This is a genomic window from Sphingomonas sp. PAMC 26621 (genome assembly GCF_000251145.1).
GTDB lineage: Bacteria > Pseudomonadota > Alphaproteobacteria > Sphingomonadales > Sphingomonadaceae > Sphingomonas.
Map to the genome: position 1 here is coordinate 69,387 of NZ_AIDW01000016.1, position 12,409 is coordinate 81,795.

Genomic DNA, 12,409 nt, shown 5'->3' on the forward strand with positions numbered 1-12,409 from the left:
GTCGGCGGTTACATGGACCGCCACGACTCGCTTTCTCCCCCCGCGCAGGACCGGCACCCATGGACATTCGCCTCGGACTCACTTTCGACGATGTCCTCTTGGTGCCCGCTGAATCGGACATCGTCCCGAGCCAGACCAACACCGCGACCCGCGTGACGCGGGGCATCTCGCTCGACATCCCGATCCTCTCGTCCGCGATGGACACCGTGACCGAAGCCGACATGGCGATCGTCATGGCGCAGCTCGGCGGCATCGGGGTGCTCCACCGCAACATGGAAGTCGACGAACAGGTCGCCGCCGTCCGCGCGGTCAAGCGGTTCGAAAGCGGCATGGTCGTCAACCCGATCACGATCGAGCCGCACGCGACGCTCGCCGACGCGCAGGCGTTGATGAAGCACCACCGGATCAGCGGCATCCCGGTCGTCCGCGCGGACGGCGTGCTCGTCGGCATCCTCACCAACCGCGACGTCCGCTTCGCCGAAAACCCGCGCCAGCCGGTCTCCGAGCTGATGACGCACGAAAATCTCGCGACGGTTTCGCCGGGCGTCACGCAGGAGGAGGCACGCCGCCTGCTTCATCAGCGCCGGATCGAGAAGCTGCTCGTGGTCGATGAGGCGTATCGCTGCATCGGCCTCATCACCGTCAAGGACATCGAGAAGGCCGTCACCTACCCGAACGCGACCAAGGACGCCGCCGGACGGCTCCGTGTCGCAGCGGCGACGACGGTCGGCGACAAGGGGTTCGACCGGACCGCCGCGCTGGTCGATGCCGAGCTCGATCTCGTCGTCATCGACACCGCGCACGGCCATAACCGCGACGTCGCGCGCGCGGTCGAGCGGGTCAAGAAGCTGAGCAATTCGGTCCAGGTGATCGCGGGCAACGTCGCGACTGCCGAGGCGACGCGTGCGCTGATCGATGCGGGCGCGGACGGGATCAAGGTCGGGATCGGCCCGGGCTCGATCTGCACCACGCGCGTCGTCGCGGGTGTCGGCGTGCCGCAGCTGACCGCTGTCATGGATTGCGCCGAAGTCGGCCAGAAGGCGGGCGTTCCCGTGATCGCCGATGGCGGCCTGCGCACCTCGGGCGATCTCGCCAAGGCACTCGCGGCGGGGGCTTCGGCCTGCATGATCGGGTCGCTGCTCGCAGGGACTGAGGAAGCCCCCGGCGATACTTTCCTGTTCCAGGGCCGCGCGTACAAGTCGTATCGCGGCATGGGCTCGGTCGGCGCGATGGGGCGTGGGTCGGCGGATCGGTATTTCCAGGGCGATATCAAGGACCAGATGAAGCTCGTTCCCGAAGGGATCGAGGGCCAGGTCGCGTTCAAAGGTCCTGCGCGGGACGTCATCCACCAGCTCGTCGGCGGCATTCGCGCGGCGATGGGCTATACCGGCTCGTCGAGCATCACCGCGCTGCAGGAGCGGGCGCGCTTCGTGCAGATCACGGGTGCGGGCTTGAAGGAAAGCCATGTGCACGACGTGGATATCACGCGCGAGGCCCCCAACTACCCGACGCGCTGAGGGGCGCTTTCCGACCTTCTCACCTTCTAACTTTCCCCGGCGAAGGCCGGGGCCCAGTAGAGGAGCGGTTGGTTCAGGGCGTCGCCTCAGGTTGGCAAAACCTGCGCTACTGGGCCCCGGCCTCCGCCGGGGAAGGGCGTTGAGGCGGAAGGGGCTTTAGGTGATTGAGTCCTAAACAGGCTATGGCCCCCCTTCGACACAAGACTGCCCCCGGAAAGACCGCCAATGACCCCCGCTGCAAGAACCCAGGCCGCCATCGAGCTGCTCGACGAGATCATCGTGGCGGCGCGCGATTCCGGGGCGGCGGCGGACACGATCGTCGCGCGCTATTTCGCGAACCGGCGGTATGCCGGAAGCAAGGACCGGCGCGCGGTACGCGAACTGGTTTATGCGGCGATCCGCACGCTCGGCGAGCGGCCCCGTTCGGGCCGCGCCGCGATGCTGGCGCTTGCGGCCGAAGATCCGGCGCTCGCGGCGACCTTCGACGGCGTCGGCCATGGTCCAGCGAAGATTGGGGACAGCGAAAGCAAGGCATGGCCCGGCGTCGCGCCCAACTGGCTGCTCGAGCGGCTGCGCGGCTCCGGCCTCGATGACGCGGAATTTCCCGCGCTTATCGAGCGTGCGCCGCTGGACGTTCGGATCAATCGCAGCAAGGCGGCGACCGTCGAGATCGACGGCGCCGAGCCGATCGCCGGTCTGGCCGATGGCCTGCGCCTCCCCGGCGGCATGGATGTCGAGCGAATCGAGGGAATGCCCGATGGCGCGCTCGAGGTGCAGGACGCCGGGAGCCAGATCGTCACGCTCGCCGCGAAGGCGAAGCCTGGGCAGCGGATCGTCGATTTGTGCGCGGGGGCGGGGGGCAAGACGCTCGCGCTCGCGGCGTCGATGGGGGACGAGGGCGCGATCCTCGCGACCGATACCGATCGCAATCGCCTCTCACGCCTCGCGCCGCGTGCCGAGCGCGCCGGAGTGACGACGGTCGAGACGCGGCTGCTCAACCCCGGGCGCGAGGCGGAGATGCTGGCTGACTGGGGCAGCAGCGCGGATTGTGTGCTGATCGACGCGCCCTGCTCGGGCACGGGGACGTGGCGCCGCAACCCCGAGGCGCGCTGGCGGCTGAGCCCGGAACGGCTCGACCGGCTGGTCGCGACGCAGCAGCATGTGCTCGCGATCGGTGCGGATCTGGTGCGGCCGGGCGGGGCGATGGTCTATATCGTCTGTTCGTTGCTCGACGAAGAAGGTGCGGGGCAGGTTGCGGCGTTTCTCGCAGACCATGCGGGCTGGCATGCCGAGCGGATCGATCTGCCCGCCGGGCGCAGCCATGGGGCAGGGGTTCGCCTCACCCCGGCGCATGACGCCACCGATGGGTTTTTTGTCGCACGACTGACGCGGGGGTGATACCCCTGTGAGCGTGCCGAAGCTGGAGGATCTCATGCGCTATACCTCGTTTGCCGTCGCAGCCGCGCTGACGCTGGTGACGATTGGCACCGCCGTTCAGGGGCAGCGTGCCGAGGACGCGATCGACGCGCGGTCGCTCGCGCTGCTGGCGAAGGGGCGTGCGCTTCAGGCGGCGGGCAACCTGGATGCGGCGACCGACCTGCTCGAAAGCGCCGTCGCGATCGACCCCCGCAACCGCGATGCGTTCACCGCGCTGGGTCAGGTCGCGCAGTCGCGGGCACTCCCCGGCAAGGCGATCCGTCTCTATCGCGAGGCGCTGTCGCTCGATTCGAACGACGTCGTCGCATTGCGCGGGCAGGGCGAGGCGCTAGTCGCCCGCGGCGCGGTCATGCGCGCGAAGGAGAACCTCGCCAAGATCCGCACCGTCTGCGCGAAGCGTGCCTGCCCCGAGATCGCTGCGCTGACCGCGTCGATCGCCAAGGGGCCGCCAGTCGTAACGGCGTCGGCAGCGACGGTCGTGCCACCACCAGCCGGGATCCCGACGGCGAAAAACTGACGGTTTGTTGGGCGGCTCGTCCGCGATGCTGGTGTCGGCAACGTGCTTATCGCCTGACGGACGCTCTATCCCAGCGCGCGGGCAACCGCGACGAACTCTGCGACGCTGACCGTCTCGGCACGGCGCGTTGGGTCGATCCCGACCGCATCCAGCGCATCGAGCGCACCCGGCACGCCCTTCAGGCTCTGCCGCAGCATCTTGCGCCGCTGCCCGAAGGCAGCGCCCGTGAGCCGTTCCAAAGTCGCGAAGCGCACGTTCTCGGGCGCTGCTTCGGGCACGATATGCACCACCGCTGACATTACCTTGGGCGGCGGGGTGAACGCCGAGCGGTGGACCGGCATCGCCAGCGTCGCCTTGCTCCGCCACTGCGCCAGCACCGCCAGTCGTCCATAGGCGTCGTCGTCGGTCCGCGCGACGATCCGGTCTGCGACTTCGCGCTGGAACATCAGCGTCAGGCTCTGCCACCATGGTGCCCAGTCCGCCGACAGCCAGCGGACGAGCAACGCGGTCCCGATGTTATACGGGAGGTTCGAGGCGATATGCGGCTTGCCCGCGAACAGCGGCACCGCGTCGATCTCGAGCGCGTCGCCCTCGATGACGGTAAGCTTGCCGGGATAGGCCTCGCCGAGTTCGGCGAGCGCGGGGATGCACCGATGGTCACGCTCGATCGCGGTGACGCGCGCACCCGCCGCGAGCAGCGCGCGCGTCAGGCCGCCGGGACCGGGGCCGATCTCGAGCACTTCGGCGTCGGTGAGGTCACCCGGAATTCTCGCGATCCGCGCGAGCAATTGCGCGTCGAGCAGGAAATTCTGCCCCAGCGCCTTGCTGGCGGCGAGGCCATGACGCGCAATGACGTCGCGCAGCGGCGGCAATTCGGGTCGCGCGGTCGGCGCTTTCGGAGCCGTCACGCGTCGGCGGCGGCGCGGCGTTCGGCGGCGTCACCCGCCATCCGGATCGCCGCGATCATTGCGCCCGGGTTGGCGATGTTCCGACCCGCGATGTCGAACGCAGTGCCATGATCGGGCGAGGTCCGCACAATCGGCAAGCCAAGCGTGATGTTGACGCCATCGTCGAAGTACAGCGTCTTGATCGGGATCAGCGCCTGATCGTGGTAACAGCACAGCACCGCATCATATTTCAGGCGTGCGCGCGCGTGGAACAGCGTATCGGCGGCAAACGGGCCGGTCGCGGCAATCCCTTCCTCGCACAGCAGGGCGACCGCGGGGGCGATGATGTCGATCTCCTCGCGCCCGATCGCACCGCTCTCGCCCGCATGCGGGTTGAACCCGGCAAAGCAGATCCGCGGCGCGACGATCCCGAAATTGCGGGTCAGGCCACGTGCGGTGGCACGGCCCTTCGCGACGAGCAGCTCGATCGACAGCAACGCGCTGACCTCGGCCAGCGGGACGTGCGTCGTGATCGGTACGACCCGCAGATCGGGCGCGGCGAGCATCATCACCGCATTCTCGCCTGCGATCCCGCAGCGTTCGGCAACGAACTCAGTCTGGCCGGGGTAGGTGAAGCCGATGTTGTAGAGCTGAGACTTGGAGACGGGCGCGGTCACCAGCGCGCGGGCTGCGCCCGAGCGGACCAGTCCCGCCGCGAGCTCGAGCGCGCGCAAGGCGCAGCGCGCGCCTTCCACGTCCGGTGTTCCGGGAACGATCTCGCCGCCATCCTCGACCGTCAGGATCGGCAAGGCGTGCTCGAACACGCCCCGCGCTGCATCGGGGTGCGTGATCGGCTGGACCGGGCCATCCCAGATCGCCGAAATGGCACGGGCGTCGCCTGTGGCGAAGAACGGCGGCAAGCCCGCTTCGTCCCGACGCGCCCATGCCTTCGCCAGGATCTCGGGCCCGATCCCGGCAGGATCGCCCATCGAGATGACGATCGGGGCCAGCGGCGACGAGGCGACGGGATTAGCGATATTCGATGATCGCATCGCGGCGGAGATCGCGCAACAGTTGGTTGGCCCGCAGGTTGACCCGCGCGTTCTCCATCTGGCCGCGGACCTGTTCGACCCCGGGGACGGTGCTGCCGCCGGCTTCGTCTCGACCGCACAGGACGAGCGAACGAATGCCGTCCTTGGGCGAGCCGAACGGCGGGGTCGATTCGCCGACGCTCAGCTTCGCCATGATGTCGCGGAGCGCAGGCGGGAGATCGCGGATCCGGACCGAATCATTGTCGACGACTTCCGCGCCGAGCGCCGAGGCGACCTTGGCGACCTCGCCGCACCCGCGGATCGTCTGCGACAGCTTCGCGAATTCGGTGACGCGCGCGTCGGCCTGCGCCTTGCTGATCCCGTCGGGGAAGCGAACGCTGAGCTGCTTTAGGGTCAGCTTCGCATCGAGCGGATCGGCGACGCCGACCTTGCGCGTATCGACCAGATAGATGATCGAGAAACCGCCCGGCACTTCGATCGGCCCGGCGAGATGCTCGGGCTGCATCGTCTTGATCGCTTCCACCAGCGCCGGGGGCAGCTGGGCAAGCTGGTTCTCGTTAAGCCAGCCGAGATCGCCGCCGGTCGACTTGGTCGAGGCTTCCGACATCGCGCCAGCGTAATAGCCGAAGCTGTCGTCGCCCTTCTCGCGCTTCTGGATCGACCCCATGATCTGCTGTTCCTGCGCGAACACTTCCTGCGCGCGGTCCCCACCGGCCGAGAGATAGATCTCGCGGACGTGATATTCGGTCGTGCCCTGCTGTTTTTTCAGCTTGTCGATGATTGCCTGGACCTCTTCGTCGCCGACATTGATGTCGACCTTGCGGCGGAGGTAGCGGTTCCACGACAGCTCGGCCTCGACCTGGCGCTTGAACGACCGCTCGGACGAGCCAATGCTGCGCAGATAGGTGCGCATTTCCTGCGCGGACTTGCCGAAATTGCTTCGGACGATCGAATCGTAGCTCTTGTTGACCTCCTCGAGCGAGATCTTGACGTCGGCGGTCTTGGCCTCCTGGATCTGCAGCGTCTCGTCGACCAGCTGGCGGATTACGAGCAGGCGGTATTGTCCCATTTCCTGCTCGGACAGCTTCATGTCGCGCGCGGCGAGCAGGAAGGCGAGGCGCTGATCGACGTCGGTACCGGTGATGACGGTGCCGTTGACGATCGCGGTGGGCTTGCGGACGTTGGGGTCGATCTTGCCGAAGATCTGCGGGTTGCTCGGCAGATCGAGGTTGCCGCCGCGATTGGCCGAGGCTTCGGGCGTGCCCCCGTCCTGTGGCGCATCGGGCGTGGTTTGCGCGATCGAGCCGCCTGCCATCGCCAGCGACGCCACGAGCATCGTGCCGAACCCGAAGCGGCGCAGTGTGCGCGCCGTCTTGCCATTAGTCGTCGTCACCAAATCCCAATCCCATCCCGCACGACCCAACTTCGGCCATGCCCCTAATGCAGCCATGTGGCTGAACCGTGGCTTAGCGGCCACAGTCTTCGCGCCCAGCGTTAGCGCCCCAAATTCTTGAACGCCAGCGTCAACAGATAGCTGTTGCCGCTGCGCGCATCGCCGGTGTTCTGGTAATCGCGCTTCCACGTGACACCGAGGCGAAGGCAATCGTCCTCATATTGGACACCCAGCCGATGCCGGATCGGGTCGAACCCGTCCGCCAGCGAAAGCGGGTCCTCGTTGCGGTCGGTCAGGTCGATCACGGTCGAGCCGAACGCCGACCAGAAGCGTGCGAACTGGACGCGTCCGCCAAGCCGGACTTCCTCGCGATCGCGCAGATCCTCGAGCGTCGGATCGATGTTGCGGTTGAGCCGCAGGTAGCCGACGAGGAGATACGTGTTGCGCGAGCCGATCGTCGCGTCGAGCTCGTTGCGGCGGAAGGCGAGGCCATCCTTGTCGAGCCGGTAGCGATGGATCACCGAGACGAAATCGCGGAAGCGCAGTTCGGTCCGTCCGACGATGTCGGAAAGGCGACGCGACAATCCGGTGCCATCGGGGAACAGCGTCGGGCGACTGTTGAGCCGGTAGCTTTGGCCGACGTTGGTGCTGAACGCGATGCCGGGCAAATCGACCTGCCAGTCGAGGCCGTAGGTGAAGCGGGCTGAATCCTCGAACCGGTCGTAGCCGGGGAAACGGTTGAGCGCGAAGAGGTTCGAATCCTCCAGATCGACCGACCGCGCATCCTCGTTCGGGATCGCCATCGTTCCGGTCTGCGGCGATGCGACGATCTGGAAGCGCGGGATCAGGCGCTGCGTGCCGCTCAGGAACGTGCCGATCAGCGGATATTTCACGTCGACCGCGAAGGCGCCGATCAGTCGGCCGTGGAAGCCGTCCTCGCCACGGTACGACGCGATCGTCGTCGCGAGCGCATCGTTGGTGTTGTAGACGTCCCCCCGGCCGAAGGCGGTGAAGGTGATTTCCTGCCCCCACGGCGTCAGCTTGCGCAAATCCCAGCGGGCGCTGCCGAACGCGCGCTGCGTGTCCTGTCCGGCGGTGCGCGTGATCGCGAGGCTGTTGACCTGAAACTCGAACGTACCGCCCAGGAAGCTGTTGGGAATGCGCTTGCGATAGTCGATTTCGGGCAACGCGATCGGCTGGAGCCCCTGCTGGTCGGCAACACGCAGCGTCTGGACGTACCAGCCGGTGATCGCGAAATAGCTGTTCTGGTCGATCCGCTCGAGGCTCGCGGTGGTGCGCAGCCGGTCGTCGCGCGAAATGTCGTAGCGGCGCAGGAAGGTGCGGTCGCTCGCGAGCCGGACCGACCCGCTCACGCTCCAGTTGGGCGAAAGCTGGAACCGGCCCGACGCATCGAAATAGCCGCGGAAGGAATTGGGCGTGCCCGGCGGTGTCGGCTCGAGCAGGTTGTTGCTGCGCGGGCTCGCGGTCGCATAGCCGGTGATGCGATAGGCCCCGAGCGTGTTGAGCGCCTGATAGTCCGCCTGCAACATCGGCAGTACGTCGGTGAACACGCGGGGCGTGATCGTCAGGCCGCGGTTCGGCGAGAGCGCGAAGTGGTAGGGTTGCGCGAATTCGAGACCGTTGACGCGGCCATAGCGGAAGTCGGGGCTGAGCAGCCCGCTGTCATTTCCGCCGCCGATCGGGTTGGAGAAAGCGGGAAGCGGGAGCGACGGCAACCCGAACAGGTCGATCCGCGCGCCCTTGTAATAGATCCGCCCGCGTTCGGGGCGGTAGATCACACGGGTCGCGGTGATCTTCCAGGATGGTTCCTTGGGGCAGTTCGCCGAGGTCGTGACCGCGCACGGAGTATAGGCCGCTTCCTCGAGCGTGACCGTCTCGTCGAGCGCGCGCGTGCCTCTGCGCGCTGCCAGTCGTCCGCCTTTTTCCAGCACGAGCAGCATGTTGTCGACCATGCCGTCCTTGAGCGCGTCGGTCAGCTCGATCGAATCGCCATAGGCCGTGTCGCCGCCGGGATTGACGATCGCGATGTTGCCGGTCGCCATGACCTTGCCGGTCTTGCGATTCCACACGACCTTGTCGGCGCGCAGCCGGTCGCCGGTGCGATACATGCGGACATCGCCGGTCGCGGTGACGATCTCGTTGTTGATGTCATATTCAAGCGTCCCCGCGTTGAACTGCACCTGATCGTCATTGACGCTCGGCGTAATCGGCGGGGGCGGGGGCGCGACGGTGCGGGTGTGCAGATCCTGCGCGAGGGCGGGATGAGCAAGCAGCGCGAGCGGCGCAGCGCAGGAGGCGAGGAGAACGGCACGCTTCACGTCGGAACAAACACCCAAATGCGATGAGGCCGGCGGCCGCTGGTCGATCATGCGGTATCGCATCGACATCGGCGCGCTGCAATCGCGCAAACGCGCGCTTTGCCACCGACGGTGCAACGGCCTAGAGACTGACGACTCATTGTGAATGATCGATCGAGGCCCGTTTCCATGCATATCGAGTTTTCCAGCGCTGCACCCGCATCCGATGCGACGCTTGCCTTCCCCGTCGAAAAGGACGCGCTCGGGCGGTTGACGACGACGCTGGTTGCACCGGCTGCGCTGGATCTGCTCAAGGCCGCCGCCAAGGCGAGCCGGTTCGAGGGCGAGTCCGGCGCAATCGTCGAGATCTTCGTCGACGAGGGCGGGACCGCGCGCCGCATCCTGCTGATCGGCACGGGTGCCGGCAGCGAGATGGACTATGAAAAGGCCGGCGGTGCGCTGACCGGGCGTCTGGCCACGTCGGGCGTCACGCAGGCGAGCGTCGATTTCGCGAGCGCGGGTGCCAGCCCCAAGGCGGTCGCGCGGTTCGCGGGCGCAGCGGCGCAGCGCGGCTGGCGGCATGACATCTACCGCACCAAGCTCCCGGAAAAATCGAAGCCGACGCTAACGAGCATCGTGCTCCACAACGCGCCCGAGGGCAGCGACGCCGCCTGGGCGCCGCAGAAGGCGCTGACCGAGGGGCTCGAACTGACCCGTACGCTCGTCGCCGAGCCGCCGAACGTCATCTATCCCGAGAGCTTCGTCGCCAAGGTGCTGGCCGAAGTCGAGGGCCTCGGGCTCGAAGTCACCGTGCTCGGCGAGGACGAGATGCACGCGCTCGGCATGGGCGCACTGCTCGGCGTCAGCCAGGGCTCGGTCAAGAACGCGCAGCTGCTCGCGCTCAAGTGGAGCGGCAAGGGCGCGGGCGATCCCGACCTGGCGCTGGTCGGCAAGGGCGTGACGTTCGACACCGGCGGCATCTCGCTCAAGCCTGGTGCCGGCATGGAAGACATGAAGTGGGACATGGGCGGCGCGGGTGCCGTGGTCGGCGCGATGAAGGCAATCGCCGGGCGCAAGGCCAAGGCGAACGTCATCGGCGTATGCGGCCTCGTCGAGAACATGCCCGACGGCAACGCGATTCGCCCGGGCGACGTGCTGACCTCGATGTCGGGGCAGACGATCGAAGTGCTCAACACCGACGCCGAGGGCCGTCTCGTGCTGTGCGACGCGCTGACCTGGGTCCAGCGGACGCACCATCCCAAGACGATCGTCGATCTCGCGACGCTGACCGGCGCGATGATCATCGCCCTCGGCCATGAGCATGGCGGCTGCTTCGCGAACGACGATTCGCTGGCGGACCAGCTGCTCGCGGCGGGCAAGGCGTCAGGCGACCTGTTGTGGCGCTTCCCGCTGAGCGATTCGTACAACAAGCTGATCGATTCGCCGATCGCCGACATGAAGAACGTCGGGCCACGCGGGGCTGGGTCGATCACGGCGGCGCAGTTCCTCCAGCGCTACATCGATACTGGCGTGAAGTGGGCTCATCTCGACATCGCCGGCATGGTGTGGGCGGACAAGGCGGGTTCGAACTACGAAAAGGGCGCGACCGGTTATGGCGTGCGGCTGCTCGACCGGTTCGTGTCGGACAACTTAGAGGGCTGATTCGACGGTCCGCGTCGCCCCGGGCTTGTCCCGGGGTCCACCGTGGTTCGGCTCCGACAATCGTCCGGTGTGCGGCACGGTGGACCCCGGCACGAGGCCGGGGTGACGGATGGGGTAAGTGGTGTCTGAATGCAGGTCGATTTCTACCATCTGACACTACAACCGCTCGACCGCGTGCTTCCGCGGATCGCGGAGCGCGTGGTCGGCGGCGGCGGGCGTCTGCTGGTCGTTGCCGAGAGCGGCGAACAGCGCGCTGCGCTGGACCGGCTGCTGTGGACCTACGCGCCCGAAAGCTTCCTTCCGCACGCGCAGGCCGCTGGCGACGAGACCGATGCGGTGCAGCCAATCCTGATCTCCGCCGAACCGAACGCCGCCAATGCCGCGCGCAACGTCGCGATTGCCGATGGGGTGTGGCGCGAAGATGCGCTCGGATTCGATCGCGCTTTCCATTTCTTCGATGACGAACGAATCGTCGAGGCGCGCGCTGCGTGGCGGGCGCTCGGCGACCGCGACGGGGTCGACCGGCGCTACTGGAAGCAGAATGACGAAGGCCGCTGGGAGCAGGCGGCCTGAGCGCCAGCGGGCGGGTTGCATCGCCCCGATGCCCCGACTAGGGGACGCGCACATTCCTTTCTCATTACACAGGAGCTTCACGGTCATGGCCGCGAACCGCACGTTTTCGATCATCAAGCCCGACGCGACGCGTCGCAACCTGACGGGTGCCGTCACCAAGATGCTCGAGGAAGCCGGCCTGCGCGTCGTGGCTTCGAAGCGCATCCAGATGACCCGCGAGCAGGCAGAAGGCTTCTATGCCGTTCACAAGGAACGCCCCTTCTTCGGCGAGCTCGTCTCCTTCATGATCTCGGGCCCGGTCGTCGTCCAGGTTCTCGAGGGCGAGAACGCGATGCAGCGCAACCGCGACATCATGGGCGCGACCAACCCGGCAAACGCCGACGCCGGCACGATCCGCAAGGAACTCGCCGAGTCGATCGAAGCGAACACGGTGCACGGTTCGGACAGCGACGAGAATGCCGAGATCGAGATCGCCTATTTCTTCAAGCCCGAAGAAATCGTTGGCTGACCCCAACTGGCGCGTACGGGCGGCGGGGCCGGCGGATGCCGATGCCCTGTCGCTCGTCGCGTCCGCGACCTTCCTGGATACCTACGCCGGGTCGCTCGACGGAAGCGACATGGTCGAGCATTGCGCCGCCAAGAACCGCCCGGAAACCTTCGTCGCCTGGGCAAGCGACCCGCGCGACGCGGTGCTGCTCGGGGAGATCATCCCGGGTCATGCGCCGGTCGGCTATGCGGTTCTCACCAGCACGATCGATCTTCCGGTCCCGCTCGAGGCGGGCGATATCGAGCTTCGGCGGATCTACAGTCTCTCGCGCATGCATGGGTCCGGACTCGGTCCGGCGCTGATGCAACAGGCGGTCGATGCAGCGATCCAGTTCGGCTCGCGTCGCATTCTGCTTGGCGTGTGGGGAGAGAATCACCGCGCGCATCGGTTCTATGAACGCCAGGGGTTTACCGTCATCGGCACCCGACAGTTCCGCGTCGGCGCGGTCGTTCATGACGATCTGGTATACGCGCGACCGGTTTGAAGTCGAGTTTCTCACCGTAACA

At 67.0% G+C, this 12,409-nt stretch carries 11 protein-coding genes; 7 read left to right on the forward strand and 4 right to left on the reverse strand.

Features of this window, described 5'->3' with window-relative positions:
- The first annotated feature begins 59 nt into the window (after window positions 1-59).
- The 3 genes from guaB to RI03_RS08630 all read left to right on the forward strand — a co-directional run bounded on the left by guaB (window position 60) and on the right by RI03_RS08630 (window position 3,471).
- Window positions 60-1,517, forward strand: a complete 1,458-nt coding sequence (gene guaB / locus RI03_RS08620) for an IMP dehydrogenase (RefSeq protein ID WP_010163562.1) — start codon at window positions 60-62, stop codon at window positions 1,515-1,517.
- Window positions 1,518-1,742: 225 nt separating this feature from the next.
- Window positions 1,743-2,915: an RsmB/NOP family class I SAM-dependent RNA methyltransferase gene (locus RI03_RS08625; RefSeq protein ID WP_010216690.1), complete on the forward strand. Its 1,173-nt coding sequence runs from the start codon at window positions 1,743-1,745 to the stop codon at window positions 2,913-2,915.
- 34 nt (window positions 2,916-2,949) lie between these two features.
- The gene (locus RI03_RS08630; protein ID WP_170318363.1) at window positions 2,950-3,471 is read left to right on the forward strand and encodes a tetratricopeptide repeat protein; all 522 of its coding nucleotides are present in this window, start codon (window positions 2,950-2,952) and stop codon (window positions 3,469-3,471) included.
- Window positions 3,472-3,536: 65 nt separating this feature from the next.
- Here RI03_RS08630 and rsmA read toward each other — a convergent pair whose 3' ends face one another.
- From rsmA to RI03_RS08650, 4 genes are all read right to left on the reverse strand, one after another.
- Complete coding sequence (rsmA, locus tag RI03_RS08635; protein WP_010216692.1) at window positions 3,537-4,379, reverse strand: 16S rRNA (adenine(1518)-N(6)/adenine(1519)-N(6))-dimethyltransferase RsmA; 843 nt, start codon at window positions 4,377-4,379, stop codon at window positions 3,537-3,539.
- Window positions 4,376-5,410, reverse strand: coding sequence for a 4-hydroxythreonine-4-phosphate dehydrogenase PdxA (gene pdxA, locus RI03_RS08640; RefSeq protein WP_081469553.1), 1,035 nt, complete (start codon window positions 5,408-5,410; stop codon window positions 4,376-4,378). Before pdxA ends, rsmA begins: the two co-directional genes overlap by 4 nt.
- A complete protein-coding gene (locus tag RI03_RS08645) occupies window positions 5,388-6,806 on the reverse strand; it encodes a peptidylprolyl isomerase (RefSeq protein WP_010216693.1) in 1,419 nt (472 codons plus the stop codon). The genes pdxA and RI03_RS08645 overlap by 23 nt, the downstream gene beginning before the upstream one ends.
- Before the next feature lie 98 nt (window positions 6,807-6,904).
- A complete protein-coding gene (locus tag RI03_RS08650) occupies window positions 6,905-9,142 on the reverse strand; it encodes an LPS-assembly protein LptD (RefSeq protein ID WP_010216694.1) in 2,238 nt (745 codons plus the stop codon).
- Between the two features lie 168 nt (window positions 9,143-9,310).
- On the opposite strand from RI03_RS08650, the gene RI03_RS08655 reads away from it, so the two are divergent.
- The 4 genes from RI03_RS08655 (at window position 9,311) to RI03_RS08670 (ending at window position 12,387) form a co-directional block, all read left to right on the forward strand.
- Complete coding sequence (locus RI03_RS08655) at window positions 9,311-10,783, forward strand: leucyl aminopeptidase (protein WP_010216695.1); 1,473 nt, start codon at window positions 9,311-9,313, stop codon at window positions 10,781-10,783.
- 129 nt (window positions 10,784-10,912) lie between these two features.
- Window positions 10,913-11,356, forward strand: a complete 444-nt coding sequence (locus RI03_RS08660) for a DNA polymerase III subunit chi (protein WP_010216696.1) — start codon at window positions 10,913-10,915, stop codon at window positions 11,354-11,356.
- An 85-nt stretch (window positions 11,357-11,441) separates the two neighbouring features.
- The gene (ndk, locus tag RI03_RS08665; protein WP_010163573.1) at window positions 11,442-11,864 is read left to right on the forward strand and encodes a nucleoside-diphosphate kinase; all 423 of its coding nucleotides are present in this window, start codon (window positions 11,442-11,444) and stop codon (window positions 11,862-11,864) included.
- Window positions 11,857-12,387 (forward strand): GNAT family N-acetyltransferase, encoded by a 531-nt coding sequence (locus RI03_RS08670; protein WP_010216697.1) that lies wholly within the window; start codon window positions 11,857-11,859, stop codon window positions 12,385-12,387. Before ndk ends, RI03_RS08670 begins: the two co-directional genes overlap by 8 nt.
- The last annotated feature ends 22 nt before the right edge of the window (window positions 12,388-12,409 follow it).